At 63.6% G+C, this 15,990-nt stretch carries 15 protein-coding genes; 6 read left to right on the plus strand and 9 right to left on the minus strand.

All coding sequences use genetic code 11. The annotated features are described in order from the left end of the window. The coding region (locus tag AAHE99_RS22000) for a DUF3418 domain-containing protein (protein WP_342119495.1) at nucleotides 1-866 on the plus strand (866 nt) is incomplete at its 5' end. On the opposite strand, the gene AAHE99_RS22005 is transcribed toward AAHE99_RS22000, so the two are convergent. The 4 genes from AAHE99_RS22005 to AAHE99_RS22020 all read right to left on the minus strand — a co-directional run bounded on the left by AAHE99_RS22005 (nucleotide 826) and on the right by AAHE99_RS22020 (nucleotide 4,786). After that, nucleotides 826-1,833 (minus strand): GlxA family transcriptional regulator, encoded by a 1,008-nt coding sequence (locus tag AAHE99_RS22005; RefSeq protein ID WP_342119496.1) that lies wholly within the window; start codon nucleotides 1,831-1,833, stop codon nucleotides 826-828. The two genes, AAHE99_RS22000 and AAHE99_RS22005, sit on opposite strands and share 41 nt — an antisense overlap. A gap of 9 nt (nucleotides 1,834-1,842) precedes the next feature. After that, complete coding sequence (locus AAHE99_RS22010; protein ID WP_342119497.1) at nucleotides 1,843-2,904, minus strand: DJ-1/PfpI family protein; 1,062 nt, start codon at nucleotides 2,902-2,904, stop codon at nucleotides 1,843-1,845. Between the two features lie 86 nt (nucleotides 2,905-2,990). After that, nucleotides 2,991-3,491: a PRC-barrel domain-containing protein gene (locus AAHE99_RS22015; protein WP_342119498.1), complete on the minus strand. Its 501-nt coding sequence runs from the start codon at nucleotides 3,489-3,491 to the stop codon at nucleotides 2,991-2,993. A 68-nt stretch (nucleotides 3,492-3,559) separates the two neighbouring features. Continuing rightward, entirely contained in the window at nucleotides 3,560-4,786 is a 1,227-nt protein-coding gene (locus AAHE99_RS22020; protein ID WP_342119499.1) for a putative Na+/H+ antiporter, read from the minus strand. 159 nt (nucleotides 4,787-4,945) lie between these two features. Here AAHE99_RS22020 and imuA point away from each other — a divergent pair, with 159 nt between their 5' ends. Together imuA and AAHE99_RS22030 are read left to right on the plus strand one after the other, a co-directional pair. Beyond that, entirely contained in the window at nucleotides 4,946-5,632 is a 687-nt protein-coding gene (gene imuA / locus AAHE99_RS22025; protein WP_342119500.1) for a translesion DNA synthesis-associated protein ImuA, read from the plus strand. Next, on the plus strand, nucleotides 5,562-7,028 hold the full coding sequence (locus AAHE99_RS22030) for a Y-family DNA polymerase (RefSeq protein ID WP_342119501.1): 1,467 nt from the start codon (nucleotides 5,562-5,564) through the stop codon (nucleotides 7,026-7,028). The genes imuA and AAHE99_RS22030 overlap by 71 nt, the downstream gene beginning before the upstream one ends. A gap of 17 nt (nucleotides 7,029-7,045) precedes the next feature. Here AAHE99_RS22030 and AAHE99_RS22035 read toward each other — a convergent pair whose 3' ends face one another. Next, nucleotides 7,046-7,816, minus strand: coding sequence for an SDR family oxidoreductase (locus tag AAHE99_RS22035; RefSeq protein ID WP_342119502.1), 771 nt, complete (start codon nucleotides 7,814-7,816; stop codon nucleotides 7,046-7,048). A gap of 133 nt (nucleotides 7,817-7,949) precedes the next feature. Between AAHE99_RS22035 and AAHE99_RS22040 the strand changes: the two genes are divergently transcribed. Beyond that, nucleotides 7,950-8,846: a LysR family transcriptional regulator gene (locus AAHE99_RS22040; RefSeq protein ID WP_342119503.1), complete on the plus strand. Its 897-nt coding sequence runs from the start codon at nucleotides 7,950-7,952 to the stop codon at nucleotides 8,844-8,846. Here AAHE99_RS22040 and AAHE99_RS22045 read toward each other — a convergent pair whose 3' ends face one another. Next, nucleotides 8,847-9,287, minus strand: a complete 441-nt coding sequence (locus tag AAHE99_RS22045) for a MarR family winged helix-turn-helix transcriptional regulator (RefSeq protein WP_342119504.1) — start codon at nucleotides 9,285-9,287, stop codon at nucleotides 8,847-8,849. 87 nt (nucleotides 9,288-9,374) lie between these two features. Continuing rightward, nucleotides 9,375-9,830: an Ohr family peroxiredoxin gene (locus AAHE99_RS22050; protein ID WP_342119505.1), complete on the minus strand. Its 456-nt coding sequence runs from the start codon at nucleotides 9,828-9,830 to the stop codon at nucleotides 9,375-9,377. A gap of 206 nt (nucleotides 9,831-10,036) precedes the next feature. Between AAHE99_RS22050 and AAHE99_RS22055 the strand changes: the two genes are divergently transcribed. Next, nucleotides 10,037-12,481 (plus strand): EAL domain-containing protein, encoded by a 2,445-nt coding sequence (locus AAHE99_RS22055; protein ID WP_342119506.1) that lies wholly within the window; start codon nucleotides 10,037-10,039, stop codon nucleotides 12,479-12,481. Nucleotides 12,482-12,529: 48 nt separating this feature from the next. Then, nucleotides 12,530-13,291 (plus strand): alpha/beta hydrolase family protein, encoded by a 762-nt coding sequence (locus tag AAHE99_RS22060; protein ID WP_342119507.1) that lies wholly within the window; start codon nucleotides 12,530-12,532, stop codon nucleotides 13,289-13,291. On the opposite strand, the gene AAHE99_RS22065 is transcribed toward AAHE99_RS22060, so the two are convergent. Continuing rightward, entirely contained in the window at nucleotides 13,281-13,886 is a 606-nt protein-coding gene (locus AAHE99_RS22065; protein WP_342119508.1) for a glutathione S-transferase family protein, read from the minus strand. The genes AAHE99_RS22060 and AAHE99_RS22065 overlap by 11 nt on opposite strands. A 64-nt stretch (nucleotides 13,887-13,950) precedes the next feature. Then, complete coding sequence (locus AAHE99_RS22070) at nucleotides 13,951-15,843, minus strand: M61 family metallopeptidase (protein WP_342119509.1); 1,893 nt, start codon at nucleotides 15,841-15,843, stop codon at nucleotides 13,951-13,953. Between the last annotated feature and the right edge of the window lie 147 nt (nucleotides 15,844-15,990).

Raw genomic sequence — 15,990 nt, forward strand, 5'->3', positions numbered from 1 at the left:
ACGGCCCCGCCGCCGAACACACCAACATCACCAGCTGGACATTCGGCGAGCTCCCCGAGCTGCTGGAAATCACCAAGGGCAAGCTAAGCCTGATCGGCTTCCCTGCGCTGGTAGACAAGGGCAGCCACTGCGACCTGGAAGTGTTCGACGACCCCAACGTCGCCGCCCGCACCCACCGCATTGGCCTGCGCCGCCTGTTCATGCTGCAGATGCGCGACCAGATCAAGTTCGTCGAAAAATCGATCCCCAACCTGCAGCAGATGGGCATGCAGTTCATGTCCATGGGCACGCAGGAAGAGCTGCGCGACCAGATCATCGCCAAGGCCATCGACATCGCCTGCCTGCAGGACCCGCTGCCGGTGGACGAAGCGAGCTTCATCAAGCGCAAGGACGAAGGCAAGTCCCGTATCGTCCTGCTGGTGAACGAGATCGCGCGCCTGGTTTCGCAAGTGCTGATCGAATACCACGGCCTGCCCAAGCGCCTGCAAGGCATCAACCAGCAGGTAGCGCAGGACATGCAGCAACAGCTGCAAGCCCTGGTGCACAAGCGCTTCCTGATCGAGAACGAGTTCTCCCAGCTGTCTCATTTCCCGCGCTACCTGAAGGCTATGAATGTGCGGCTGGAAAAATTGCGTGCCGATGCGGCGCGCGACACCAAGGCCATGTCCGAATGGAACCAGGCTGCCGCGCCGTACCAGCGCCTGATGCGCGACAAGTCCGCCGGCAAGAACACCGACCCGAAGCTGGTCGAGTACCGCTGGATGCTGGAAGAGCTGCGCGTTTCGCTGTTCGCGCAAGAGCTGCGGACACCGATGCCGGTCTCCGTCAAGCGCCTGATGAAAGTGTGGGAGTCGATGCAGCGCTAAAGCACTTGCGGTAGTCGCCAGGTGTTGTGCCCAGGCGCCGCAGGAACACGCGGCGCAGGTTCTGCTCCGTGCCATGGCCGGTCGCCGCCGCAATTGCCTTGATCGGCTGTTCCGACTCTTCGAGCGCCCGCCGCGCCGCCTCCAGCCGCATGGTTTCCACCATGGCGGCCGGAGTGCAGCCGGTTTGCGCCACATAAGTCCGCGCAAAGGTGCGTGCGCCCATTCCAGCCTGCTCCGCCAGGCGTTCCACCCGCAGGTCGTTATCCAGGTTGGCCGCCATCCACGCGTGCAAGCCCGCAAAGCGGCCGTTTTCACGCGCTTGGGCGCTGAGCGGAGCGCTGAACTGCGATTGCCCGCCGGCGCGTTTCATGAACACCACCATCTGCCGTGCGGTTTCGATGGCGACGCGGTGGCCGTAATCATCCTCGATCAAGGCCAGCGCCAGGTCGATGCCCGCGCTGACACCGGCTGACGACCATAGCTGGCCGTCGCGGACGTATATCTTGTCTTCATCTACCTGCACTTGCGGGTGCAGGCGCCGCAGGCGTGCCACCCATTCCCAGTGCGTCGCCGCCCGCCGCCCGTCGAGCAGGCCGGCGGCAGCCAGCATGAAGGCGCCGGTGCAGACCGATGCCACGCGCCTTGCCATCGGCGCGCGCAGACGGATCCAGTCCACCAGCGCGGGCGGGGCGAAGTAGGTGTCGCCGGCGCAGCCGCCCGCTACCAGCAGGGTGTCGATATCGAGGCCGTCGAGCGCCGTGAGCGGCACCGTCATGACTGCCAGGCCGGCGCTGCTGGCCACCAGCCCGCCCTCGGCGGAAGCCACGATGGTTTCATACAGCGGCGACCCGTCGGCGGAATGGCGGCGGGTGGCGCTGGCGAAAGCTTGCAATGGACCGGTCAGGTCCAGCAGGTTCATGTCCTGGTAGGCGAGAAGGACGATACGGCATGGGCGGGTCGGCGGCATGCCCCCATTTTACTGCGCCGGGTAGCCCGGGTATTCGAATTCCAGTGCTATGCGGTGGGCTGTGCGTTCGCCGAATTCCGCGGCGATGCGCGCCAGTACCTGGTGCAGCGTGCTATCACCGGCTGGCAGCATGGCAGCCGGCGTTTCGCTGCCGCCGACTACGCGGTCGGGCAGCAGCTTCAGGCCGTGGCGGCTGGCCAGCGGCGCGTTGTCGGCTGCAACTGTCAGTACGCGGTTGCGATGGGTACGCGTGTAAGCGTCGCTGGTGTAGGCCAGGGCGATTTCGTCGAAGCCGGCGGAGACCGGCAAACCAACCGCTCGCGGCGAATGGAACCACTGGTCGGTGAAATGGGTCAGCCAGACGTTCAGGTTGCGGCCGAATTTCGGCGCATAGCTGCCGCTATCGTGCTTGCTGCTCCAGTCGCTGACCCCGAGGCTGGCGCCAACGGCTGCGGCTTTTGGCTGTCCGGCGATCGCTTCGACCAGGGCCAGCGAGACTGGCAAGGCCGCGCTGATGCCGGCGCTGGAGATCATCTTTCCGTCGGCTACAAAGCGCACGTTGGACAGCCATTCGGTAGCACGGTACTTCTCCACTCGGTGATCGTGGGTGGCCCAATGCGCGGTGCCGCGCCGGCCGTCCAGCAAGCCGCTGTTGGCGACCACCAGCGCGCCGTCGCAGATGCTGACCACGCTGGCGCCTTTAGCCGCCTGGGCCTTTAGCCACGCCAGCATCGGCTCGTATTGCGCACGGCGCATGGCCGGTACGATGACGTAATCGGCGCCTTCCGGATAGCGCTGGTCGAAAGCTGCCATATCCAGGTCCGGCAGCACGCGTACGCCCGTATTCATGGCAATGCTCGCACCCTCGACCGCAACAGCCAGCACCTGTGCCGCATCGGCCCGCTGCAGGACGCCGTAGGGGATCAGGAAATCGGTGATCTCGGTCGACACGCTGTCGCCGATCACGGCAATGATGGGGCGTTCGTGGCCGGGACGCGGCTGGTACGTCGGCAGTTCGCCCGCTTGGGCGCAAGAAAGGGCAAACAGCAGGAGGGCAATCAGCGTACGCATGGCAGGCAATCGGCTAGTGGATGACCAGCCGATTGTCTGTCTTACGTGGAGTTCAGTGCTGACAGAAAGCGGTCAATTTCTGCCAATTAGTAGTTGCCCTTGTCGCCGCTGTAGCTGCCGCTCGAGCCGCTTTGCATGGTGCAGGTGCCGGAGCCCATCACGCTACCGGTCGAGGTGCGCATGCCGCTCTGGGTGGTGCCGTAAAAGTTGTGGATCTCGGTGCCGAATTCCGGATCGGCCATATCGGGCCAGCGGTCCTTGTCGAAGCCTGGAGCATTCTCCAGTTTCTCCTTGCTGCAATCAAGCACGAAGCGCTTGTTGACGGTGTCGAGTTGCAATGCCTGCCATGGCACGGCAAACAGCTTGTCGCCCATGCCCAGCACGCCGCCGAACGACAGCACAGCATAGGCAATCTGGCCGGTCTGCATGTCGAGCATGATTTCCTTGATATCGCCCAGGTCTTCTTCCTGACGGTTATAGACGTCTTCGCCCATCAGGGTATCGGCGCCCATCAGGCGTGGGCCTGGTCCATCGTTATCGTCGCGGTCACGATAGATGCCAAGTGTGTCGCGGTCTAGATAGCTCATTCTGCCTCTCCTCATTGGTGTGAACGGGTGAGGCCAGAATAGCGCAAGCAGCAGCAGCGGGGCGCGCGCTACAAGAAGAACGCGAGTGCCGCAACGGCAGTCGGCGCAAGGGCTCCGGCCAGCAGGCCGAGCGCGCCGATTGATTCATCGCGGAATCCTTTGCGCAGCAAGGCAACACCGGCGGGGTTGGGCGCGTTGGCGATGACCGTCAGGCCACCGCCGGCAACGGCGCCTGCCACCAGCATGTATTGGGCTTGCGGTGTGATGCCGTCAATCAGCGAACCGAGATAGGTGAGGGCGGCGTTGTCGGTGATGGCCGTCAGGCCGAGTGCACCGAAGAAGAGAGCCAGTGGCTGCAAGCCTTCGACTATCGGTTGCAGCCACCATTGCTGCATGCTGCCCAGCACAACCAGCCCGGCCAGGAAGAAGCCGACCAGCAAGGCTTCCTTCAGGATCAGCGGCGACTGGTGCTTGGGATACGCGGTGGTGAAGCCGAGGAAGAACAGGAACAGGCCAAGGAACAAGACCGGATGATGGGCCAGCACCACCACTGCAGCGAGGAAAGCCAGGTGGATCATGCTGGTCCACAACGGCGCCGGCGCCCGTTCCGCCTGTGCCGGCGAGCCGCCGTTGCGCAATTGCCCGCGCAGCAGCCAGGTGACCGCGCTCGCGTTGACCAGTACCGCCAGCGCAGCTTTCCAACCGAAATTGGCGGCCATGAAGGCGGAGTCCCATTGCCAGGTGCCCGCCACCATCAGCACCGGCGGCGCGGCGTAGGCGGTCAGCGTGCCGCCAATCGAGACGTTGACGAACAGCACGCCCAGTGCCGCGTACTTCCGCCACTCCGGCACACCTTCGCGGAAAATTTGCGGCGCCAGCATCAGCGCCGCCAGCGTCATCGCCGCCGGCTCGGTGATCAGCGATCCGGCCAGCGGCACCAGTGCGAGTCCCAGCCACGCCTGCAGCAGCGGACGCCCGCCGGACAGCAGGTCGATCAACCGCTGCACGAAATCCAGCACCGGCCGCGAGGCTGCCACGACCATCACCACGAACACGAACAGCGGCTCAGTGTATTGCTGCGTCTCCGCATAAGCGATCGCGTTCTGCGGCCCGGCCACAAACGCCATCACCACCAGCAGCACCATCGCCCAAAACCCGAACACCACTTCCACCTCGCCCAGCAGATGCAGCAAGCCGCCATGCCGCGGAAAACGATGCGCGAGCCGTTCGAACGATTTCGCGCTGAAGGTGTGTAATAAAGCGAGGGCAAAGAGAACGGCGCCGATCTGTTGCATGGCAGGTTGGATGAAAGTTGGCAATATTGCCGATTCTATCAGGCAGCGATTATTTGCCGGTTTTTGTGGAGCGAGGCGGTGCTGGATGCGCAAACGCTGAAAGAGGTTTTCTCCCACCGTGCCTAGGATTATACTGTATGCATATACAGTATTTCTCCTATGGCGCTCCTCGACCCCCAACCCCTACATCCCGCCCTTTGGCTAGCCTCGCGCCTGACGCGTGGCACCACGCCATGCGTGGATACCGGCATCCCCGTCTTCTCCCACCAACTGCCCGGGGGCGGCTGGCCCTTGGGCGCGCTGACGGAGTTGCTACTCCAGCAACCTGGCATCGGCGAGATGCGGTTATTGCAAGCCCCGCTGGCCAGCCAGACGCTGCCTGTGGCGCTGGTGCAACCGCCCTACAACCCGCAAACCCTCGGCCTCGACTTGCCACAACAGCAACTGCTGTGGATCCGCAACACCGGCAAGGCTGGCGACAGCCTGTGGGCCGCCGAGCAAATCCTGCGTAGCGGCAGCTGCGGCGCCGTGCTGCTGTGGCAGCAGCACATCCGCACCGAAGCGCTGCGCCGCCTGCACTTGGCCGCCCAATGCGGCGAAACGCTGTTCATCCTGATGCGCCCAATCGCCGCCGCCCAGGATTCCTCCCCGGCGCCGCTGCGGCTGGCGCTGCGCCCCGCGCCGGGCGGCATCACGATCGAATTCATCAAACGCCGGGGACCGCAGCGCGACACGCCGCTGTTCCTCCCATTAACCCCAACCTTGTTGCAACGCCATGCGTCTGTGGATCGCCCTGTACCTGCCCCGCTTGCCGCTCGAAGTATTCTGTCCGAACTGGTCGGCTGACCAGTGCAGCGTCGTGATCGAGCAGGAAGGCGTGCTGGCCGTGTCGCGCCTCGCCCAGCAGATGGGCGTGCGGCCCGGCATGCGCCGTAGCGGCGCCCTGATGCTGGCGCCCGAAGCCCAGATGCACGAGCGCGCCCCGCAGCAGGAGCAGGAAGCCCTGCACGCGGTGGCCCTGGCCATGTTGCAATACACGCCGCAAGTGGCGCAAGGGGAGGGCGCCGCCCTGCTGCTGGACGTGGGCGCCAGCCTGCGCCTGTTCGGCGGCATCCGCCGCCTGTGCCGCCTGGTGCGGGACAACCTGCAAAAACTCGGTTTCACCGGCGTGCTGGGCGTGGCGCCGACCGCACGCGGCGCCTGGCTGCTGGCGCGCAATGGCGGCGGCCGCACCCTCAAGCTGGACAGCCTGCAGCGCGAGTTGCAATGCCTGCCGGTCGGCCTGCTGACGCCCCTGCAGCGCCACCAGCGCTGGCTGGACGGCATCGGTTGCCTCAGCATCGGCGACTTGCTGCGCCTGCCGCGTCCCGGCCTGCAACGCCGCTGCGGCAGTGAAGTGCTGGAAATGCTCGATGCCGCGCAGGGCCTGGTGCCTGAGCTGCACGAATGGCTGGCCGCACCGCACAGCTTCAAAGCCAAGCTGGAACTGTTCGGCCGCATCGAAAACGCTGACCTGCTATTAGCCGGCGCCATTCGCTTGCTGCAGCAGATGACCGGCTGGCTATGTGCCCACCAGTTCGCGGTAGTGCGCATCCGCCTGCTGCTCGAGCACGAACGCGGCCGCGAAGCCTGCCCACCCACGCCGGTCGAAGTGGTGCTGGCCGAAGCTACCTGGCGCGACGAGCACATCATCCGCCTGCTGAAGGAACGCCTGGGCAAGCTCGAGCTGGTCGCGCCGGTGATCGGCCTGGTGCTGGAAGCGCCTGAGGTCGAACCCATGGCCCCGCTCAGCGACTCCCTGTTCCCCGAACCGGGCGGCAGCCCGCAGGACCGCCAGCGCCTGTTCGAAGTGCTGGTGGCGCGCCTGGGCGCGGAGAATGTGCTGCAAGCCTACCCCAAGGCCGACCATCGGCCCGAAGTGGCCAACCGCTGGGTGCCGCTGCACGAGAAAGTGCGTCCGGCCGACGTGACCGCGCAACTGCCGCCACGCGCCTTGCCGCGCCCGGCATTCATGCTGCCCAAGCCGATCCAGCTGCTGATGCGCGACCACCGGCCTTTCTACGGCTCATGCCTGCGCATGGTCTCCACCGCCGAGCGTATCGAAGCCGGCTGGTGGAGCGAAACCCAGAGCCGCGACTATTTCATCGCGGAGGGCGAGGACAACGCCTACTACTGGGTCTACCGCGAGCGCACGCCCGGCACCGAGGAAACCCGCTGGTATCTGCAGGGCTTGTTTGCGTGATCGCGGGGGCTATGCCATCAGATGCCTTCTTTGGTTGGCATGATGACGATTTGCTGCATGTTCACGTGCTTAGGCATGGAGACAATGAAGCCGACGGTGGCCGCAATGTCTTCGGCTTTGAGGAAGTCAATCGACTTGGACGCATTCTCCAGCCAGTCGATTGCGCCCTGGAAGGTGAAGTGGCTTTGCAGTTCCGTCTCCGTGATACCTGGTTCGATGACCGATACGCGGATGTTTTTCGGGCCCAGTTCCACGCGCAGGTGGCGCGTTAAGTGGCTGACAAACGCCTTGGTGGCGGAATACACGGCGAAGTAGCCGAACACGTACTGGCCTGCGATGGACGAGGTGTTGATCAGGTCAACGACTTTGCCTTGCGCCGCAGCTTCTTCCATTTGCGGGATAAAGGCCTGGATCACGCGCATGGCGCCGGTAACGTTAAGGTCGATCTGCGATTCCCATTCATGTTGTGGCTGGGAGCCGATGGCGCCTGGCAGCATCAACCCGGCGTTGTTAAATACCAGGTCCGCATTGCCCAACTCCTTGCGTACGGCGGCTGCGCTTGCTTCGACGGATGCCTGGTTGGTCACGTCGGTGACCAGGGCGATTGCTTCGCCACCTTGCTGCCGGATCTCTGCAGCGAGTGCGTCCAGGGCATCCTTGCGGCGGGCGAGCAGCGCGACTTTCGCCCCACGGGACGCCAGCAGCAGGGCGGTCGCACGGCCCATTCCGCTCGATGCGCCAGTGACAACAGCTACGCGGCCAGCCAGGTCTTTATCGATGGTGTTCATGTTGAATCTCCTTCGGTGGTTGATTGGTGTGTCGGTTGACATGGACCACTTTAGGGAAAGCATGAAACACCCGGTAGTTACAGCCAGGTGACTTCACTAACAACCTGGAGTTGCTAATGCTAGACTTCGCGGTATGGACGAACTTCGCGCGATCTCAACTTTTATCCGGGCAGCTGAACTCGGCAGCTTTAACAAGGCAGCTACCGCCCAGGGCACCACGCCGCAAGCGGTCAGCAAGACCGTCCGCCAACTCGAGCACTATCTCGGCGTGCGGTTGTTCCACCGGACGACGCGGAAAAATACGCTAACCGAAGACGGGCAGTTATTGCTCGACTCCGTGCGTGCCAGCATGGAGGGCTTTGCTGGCGCGTTAAACCGCGTCAGGAATTCGGCTAAGGGCGACCAGGGCTTGATACGGATCAGTGCCGGTGGTGCGGTAGGGCGGAAGGTCTTGATGCCTCTGGTGGCGGAGTTCAGCCAGCTTCATCCTGGTGTGACCTTCGACCTGGTGCTCGAGGACCGCAGTACCGATACCGTTGGCGAGCGCATCGACCTCGGCTTCAAGGCCGGCAACGCTCCAACCGCTCAGGTGGTATCGCGCTGGCTGTTTCCAATCCGGCTGGTGGTGTGCGCCACGCCGGAATACCTGGCAAAGCACGGCGCCCCGCAAAGCATCGATGACCTGGCCAGGCATCGGTGCATCGGCTATCGGCAGCCTGGAACCGGGCGGCCTGTGCCCTGGGAATTCCAGGTCGATGGCGAGATTTCCTATCGGTCGATGGACTTTATTGTCTGCTGCAGCGATCCTGAGGCCGAGATGCATGCCGTGCTGAATGGCATAGGCATTGGTCAAACCGATAGCATTAACGCGACCGCAGAACTGCGCGCAGGAACACTTGTACCGCTCTTAGCCAGCAGCACAAGCGAGCGTATGGGGCTCTATCTGTATTATGCCCAGCGGACGGACATGCCGAGCCGGGTGCGTCGCTTTATCGACTTCGCGGCGGCGCGTCTCTCCGCGCATCGCTAGCTATTTCCCGAGCGACCTTGCAAGGTTGTTGCGCAGCTTGAGGACGGCGTCGCGCGTGGCGGCGAATTCGTCGGGCGTCAGGTCGCAGGCGGTGGCGAGGCTGGCGCTGAAAGCCTTTTCGCGCAGCGCGTGGCCGGCCTCGGTCAGGCTGACGCGCACCTGGCGCTCATCGGCGCTGTCGCGCTGGCGGGTGACGTAGCCCTGGCTTTCGAGTTTCTTCAGGATCGGCGTCAGGGTATTGGATTCCAGGAACAGCTTCTCGCCCAGGCCGCCGACGGTCTGGCCGCCTTCCTCATGCAGCGCCACCAAGGTAATGAACTGGGTGTACGTCAAGCCGAGCTCATCGAGGATCGGCTTGTAGGCCTTGCCGAAGGTGAGGTTGGCCGAGTAGATCGCGAAACAGAGAAAGTCTGCCAGCCGGGATGGGGATTCGCTGCTCATGATAAAAAGGGGGAGGTCGATGGGCCGACTATACCACGCGGACGCGATCCAATCGGATGTGCTGGACCCGTCGCCTCCCACCTGACATCAGTCAGTTACCACGTTCAGCACGACGTCGATATTGCCCTTGGTTGCTTTGGAGTACGGGCAGATGGCGTCGGCACCGTGGGCGATCTTCAGCGCGACTTCGCGGTCGATGCCTGGCGCGAACAGGGTCAGGCGCGCCTGGATGAAGTATTCATGCCCACCCAGGCCCAGGTCGACTTCGATTTCCACGGTCGTGTCGGCTGGCAGCGCCACTTTCAGCTGCTTGGCGGTGAGGCCGACGGCGGCGCTGTAGCACGCCGACCAGGCGCCGGCAAACAGCTGCTCGGCGGTCGGGTGCGCTTCAATCGCGTTGAAGTGGTGCACGCGGACTGCGTTGTTGCCCGGCGCGGTCAGGTGGATGTCCAGTTTGCCCTCGTGGTTGCCCGAGAAAACGGCGGCGTCAGTGCCAGTGGTGCGGGTTTTGCCGGTAGCCAGGACTTGGGTGATTTTGCTCATGGTGCATTCCTATATCGGTTGGTTTGAGTTGCTCGCATCCGTTTAAATCGTATGCGATGTGTGCAGTATAGGCTTGCTGCAGGCAAAGTCAATCGCATCCGAACTAATCGCATGAGAATCAATGAATTATTTCATTCCGATAGCAATTCGCCCCAAATTTGATCTAGGGCAAGTTTTTTCGGTGAGCGCTTCGCCATAATCGCCGCATGCCTCATCAACTATCCCTACCCACTCCTGGCGAGCGTGCCAAACTGGCCGAGTCCGTGCTGGACAACCTCAAAGAGGTGGTGTTCCAGACCGATGCTGTCGGCCGCTGGACTTTCCTCAACCCGGCCTGGGAGGAGTTGACCGGGCATAAAGTGCAGGACAGCCTGGGCAAGCCCTTCCTCAACTTCCTGTGGCCGGAAGACCGCAAGCTCAACCAGCAGCGCTTTTTGCCGCTGATCAAACGCGAAAGCGAATACTGCCGCCACGAGATCCGCTACCTGCACCGCGACCGCAGTTTCCGCTGGGTGGAAGTATTTGCGCGCCTGACCATGGCGCCGGATGGCAGCGTGGTCGGCACCTCGGGCACGCTGAGTGACGTCACGGAGCGCAAGCGCAACGAGGAAAAGCTGCGCTTCGCCGCCAGCGTTTTCCTGCACGCGGGCGAGGGCATCATGATCACCGCCGCCGACGCCACCATCATCGATGTCAACGGCGCCTTCGAAAAAATTACCGGCTACACGCGGGCCGAGGCAGTCGGCCGCAACCCAAGCATGTTGAGTTCCGGTCGCCAGAACAAGGAGTTCTACGACGGGATGTGGGAGCGCCTGCTGAACGATAACTTCTGGCAGGGCGAAGTCTGGAACCGCCGCAAATCGGGCGAGCTGTATGTGGAACGACTGACCATTACCGGCATCCGCAACGCGCGCGGCAAGGCGCTCAACTACGTCGGCATTTTCTCCGACATCACCAAGCAAACCTTGCAGGCGCAGCACCTGGACCGCATTGCCCATTACGACCCGCTGACTGGCTTGCCGAACCGGCGCCTGCTGGCGGACCGCCTGCAGCACGGCATGGCGCAGGCGCGCCGCCGTGGCAGCCGCCTGGTAGTGGCCTACCTGGACCTGGACGGCTTCAAGGCCATCAACGACGAACTGGGGCACGAGTACGGCGACCAACTGCTGGTGGCGCTGGGCTCGCGCATGACGCACGCCACGCGCGAATGCGACACCGTGTGCCGCCTGGGCGGCGACGAGTTCGTGGTGGTGCTGGACGACTTGCAGAACGTCGCCGATTTCATGCCAATGGTGGTGCGCCTGCTGGAAGCGGTAGCGGCACCGGTGGTGGTCGAACGCAAGACCCTGCGCGTGACCGGGAGCATTGGCGTGGCGGTCTATCCGCAAGCGGTCGATATCGATGCCGACCAGCTGATGCGCCAGGCCGACCAGGCCATGTATCGCGCCAAGACCCTGGGCAAGAACCGCTACGCGCTATTCGGTGAAGACTTGCAGCCGTCCGAGGCGCAGCTAAGCGGCCCGCTGGCGGAAATCTCGCTTGCCATTTCCCGCCGCGAGTTCGTGCTGCACTACCAGCCGATCGTGCACTTGCAGACAGGCGAACTCAATTCGGTGGAGGCGCTGATCCGCTGGCAGCATCCCGAACGCGGCCTGTTGCCGCCGGCCGAATTCCTGCCGCTGATCGAAGGCCATCCGATGGCCGCCTCGCTGGACAACTGGGTGCTGGACGAAGCCTTGCGGCAGCACCAGTGCTGGCTGGACGAAGGCCTGGACGTCGCCATCAGCGTCAACATGAGCAGCCCCAAACTGCAGGAGCACGATTTCGTCGAGCGTTTGCGCGCCAAGCTGCAGGCCAACCCGCGCGTGGGCATGGGGCGCATCAAGCTGGAAGTGCTGGAAACCAGCGCGCTGGAAGACATCGGCCACGTTTCGCGCACCATCACCGAATGCGCCGCACTGGGCGTGCCTTTCGCGCTGGACGATTTCGGCACCGGCTATTCCTCGCTGCTGTACCTGAAGCAGCTGCCGGCCCGGCGCATCAAGATCGACCAGAGCTTCGTGCGCGACATGCTGGTCGACTCGGACGACCTGGCGATCCTGGAGGGCGTGCTGGGCATGGCCGCCGCCTTCAAGCGCGAAGTCATTGCCGAGGGTGTGGAAAGCATCGAGCACGCGCGCATGCTGGTGCAGATGGGATGCCTGATGGGGCAGGGCTACGGCATCGCCCGCCCGATGCCGCCGCAGCAGATGATTGCCTGGGCCACCCAGTGGCGCTTGCCGGAAGGGCTGGCGGGCTGCCGGGTGCTGGACCGCAATAGCGCCCAGCTGCTGGTGGCAAGCGTCGAGCACCAGGCCTGGATCAGGTCTTTGCTCGACTACATCCGCAGCGATGCGCAGCCCATGCCATCCTTTATCGAGGAGCAGTGCCGGCTCGACATGTGGCTGGAGGAAGCGCTGCACCGCCCGCAGGCGAGCGAGCTGGTGAAAATCGCTTACCGCCTGCACCAGGGCCAGCATGAGCTGGCGCGCCAGATCCTGGCACACATGACGCATGGCGAAACCAGCGCGCTGCACGATGCGGCGGCTGACCTGGAGCGTATGGGTGAGCAATTGCAGGCGGCGCTGGGCCGATTGGTCGAGGGCGGGTAGGCTTGCCAAAAGCAGCGTATGATGTGGCGCAAATGAAGGGAGCGTCCCATGTATGCACAACGACTGGAATTCCCCGGCGCCGACGGCCAGATGCTGGCGGCGCGCCTCGATGCGCCCGATCAAACGGCGCGCGCCTATGCCTTGTTCGCGCACTGCTTCACCTGCGGCAAGGACGTGTTTGCGGCGAGCCGCATCGCACAGGCGCTGACTGAGCATGGCATTGCGGTGCTGCGATTCGACTTCACGGGCCTGGGCGCCAGCGAAGGCGACTTCGCCAATACTAATTTCTCATCCAACGTGGCGGACCTGCGCGCCGCCGCCGACTTCCTGCGGCGCGAGTTCCAGGCGCCGCGTATCCTGATCGGGCATAGCCTGGGTGGTGCGGCCACGCTGGCCTTTGCCGGCAGCGTGCCCGAGGCGCAGGCGGTGGTGACAATTGCCGCGCCCAGCGATCCGGTGCACGTTACCCACCTGTTCGGCGAGCAGATTGATACCATTACCGCGCACGGCGAGGCGATGGTGCAGCTGGCGGGGCGGCCGTTCCGCATCAAGCGCCAGTTCCTGGAGGATGTGGCGGAAAACAGCTTGCGCAACAAGATCGCCAGCATGCGCAAGGCTTTGCTGGTCATGCATGCACCGGGCGATACGACGGTGGGTATCAATAATGCGCTGGAAATCTTTAGCGCGGCCAAGCATCCGAAGAGCTTTATTTCACTCGATACGGCCGACCACCTGCTGACCAGCCGGGAAGACGCGGTGTACGTGGCGAACCTGATCGCCGCCTGGAGCGCGCGCTACCTCAGGGAGTAGCCGGTTGCCAGGCCATGGCCCGTTCGACCGCCGGGCGGCTGCCAACCTGTTCCAGCCAGCGCTGCACGGCGGGCTTGCCGCCCAGGTTCAGGCCGAGGTGGCCCGCAGCGGCCTGCGTCCAGGGATAGCAGGCGATATCGGCAATAGTGAAATGGTCGCCCGCGACAAAGGTGTTGCCCGCCAGTGCACGGTCTAGCACATTCAGCAAGCGTTCCGCTTCGGCGCTGAAGTGCTCCTTGGCCACGGCAGCATCCTGCTTCTCGAAGAAGCCAAGCTGTCCCAGCATCGGGCCAAGGCCGGCTACTTGCCAGTACAGCCATTGCAAGGTGCGGTAGCGCTGCGGTCCTGACGGCGCCAGGAAGCGCTCGTGCTTCTCCGCCAGATAGGTCAGAATGGCGCCGCTTTCGAACAGGGTCAGCGCACCGTCGCGAATGGCGGGAATCTTGTTATTGGGCGAAATGGCCAGGAAGGCTGGCGTGAACTGCTCGTGTTCGCGCAGGTTGATGGGCTCAACCTCGTACGGCAAGCCTAGTTCCTCCAGCAAGATGAGCGGCTTGCGGCCATTGGGCGTGGCCCAGGTGTAGACGGTATACATGCGCCCACTGTAGCGCCGGCGGGGGACAGCGGGCGCACCGTAGCGCGCCCGCAGTGAGAGGCGATTACTGGCGTGGAGCGAGGATCGCTTCCAGGCGGTCAGGCGTGCCTTCGATGCGTTCCAGGCGCGGGTACTTCAGGCCTTCGTAGTAGTCCAGCGCGATGGTGCGGTATTGCTGGCCGCGTTTCACCAGCAGTTCGATCGGCTTCTTGCTGGTCTTCGCCTCGGTGATGGCCTTGCGCAGCGCTTCCGCCTTGTAGGCGCGGCCGTTCACTGCCAGCAGGGTGGTATTGCCCGACAGGCCGGCCTTGAAACCGATGCCTTCCCACTGGATGCCTTCGATCTTGCCTTCGGCGCCTACGTTGAAGCCCAGCGAGTAGGTGAAGTCGGCCGACTTGTTGCGGTCTTCCGACGCCTTCAGGTAGTCGGTTTGCTTCTCAGTGAACACCAGCTTGTAGCCGGCGCGGGTGATGCCGTCCAGCGGGGCTGGGCCCAGTTCCTCGGTGCGGGTGCGCAGGAAGGTGGCCCAGTCGTGCGGCTGCACGGCGTTCAGCACTTTGACGATGTCGTCGAAGGTGTAATGCAGGGCTTCCACGCGGCCGTCTTCCACGCCGTAGAACTTGACGGCGAAATCGTCCAGCGAGCGCTTGTCGCCCGACAGTTCACGGATCTTGGTGTCCACGTCCAGCCAGATCAGCGAGCCTTCGTTGTAGTAGTCTTCGCTGCGCTGGTAGTTCGACCATGGGATGGCGCGGCGCGCGTTGATGATCGGGTCGTAAGTGGTGTCCTGCACCGAGCGCCAGTCGCGGCCCTTCATGATGCTGTAGCGCGCGGCGGTGGCGGCGATGCTGTCCTTGATGCTGGAGGACTTCATCAGGCCCGAGCGCGCGGCCAGCACCTGGCCGTGGTAGGTGGTCTGGCCTTCGTACACCCACAGCAGGTCGTTCTGCAATGGCTGGTTGAAGTTCAGCACATCCTGGCCTTTCGGGCGGCGGAACTTGCCGTTCCAGGAGTGGGTGAATTCGTGCGGCAGCAGGCCGCGGTCCGATTCGGTCTTGGCCCAGTCGGTGAAGTAGTCGGTCTTCAGCGCGTTTTCGCTGGACTGGTGGTGCTCGCGGCCCACGCGGCCGAATTCCTCGCTCAGCGCGAACAGGAAGTCGTAATGCTTGAAGTGCTGGGAGCCGAACAGCTTGTAGGCTTGCTTGACCAGGTTGCGGTGCAGCTCAATGTGTTCAGGCTTGGCTTCCAGCGCTTCGGCGGTATCCGCCACCACGTTCAGGTGCACGCTGCGCTTGGCGCCCGGGTCGAGGTCGAAACGCTTGAAGTGACGGCCGGCGAACAGCGGCGAGTCGACGAAGGTTTCCACGTCGGTGGTCTTGAAGGTCACCACGTCGCCCTGGCGCTCGGCTTCTTCCAGCGCGGAACCGTACTGCCATCCGGCCGGCAGGGTCAGGGTGGTCTGGATCGGGATGCGGCGGGTGGCATAGCCGGCCGGGTACATGGTCATCGACTGCCACTGGATGCCCAGCATGTCCGGGGTGATCGAGGTACGGCCCTGTGCGGCTTCGGTCGGCGCCAGGTGCTGGTATTCCACGTCGATCGATTTGGCGCCTGCCGGTACTTCAATATGGAAGGCGTACACGTTCACGTTATCGCGGCGCCAGGACAGGGTCTTGCCATTGGCGCTGACCTTGAAGCCGGCAAACTGGTTCAGGGCACCGGTCGGGCCGTGCTGCGCGGTCACCCATTGCGGGAACAGCAGGGTCATTTTGCCTGGCTTGGCCGGGATGGTCTGCTGGATGCGGTAGATATTCTGGGCGGTGTTGGAGGCATCAACCTTCATCACGATGGTGCCTGGGTAGGCCTGGTCCTGCGGGGCAGGAATCGGCTGGCCGGCGTGGGCAGTGAAGGCGGCGCCCAGCAGCAGGGCGATGGCAGATTTGGTGAACAGTTTCATTTATTTCAACGTGGAAAGTGCGACGGGCGAGTTTAGCACGCGGGGTAGGGCGGATTGTTTCGGAAAGTAACGTCAAAAAAATCTCTTGAAATCCGCTTGGGGGCTCCTATATCGGATTCAGCGGTTGCCCAGATGGGGGCCGCAGGA

This window comes from Pseudoduganella sp. OTU4001 (assembly GCF_038440195.1).
Classification (GTDB): Bacteria; Pseudomonadota; Gammaproteobacteria; order Burkholderiales; family Burkholderiaceae_D; genus Rugamonas.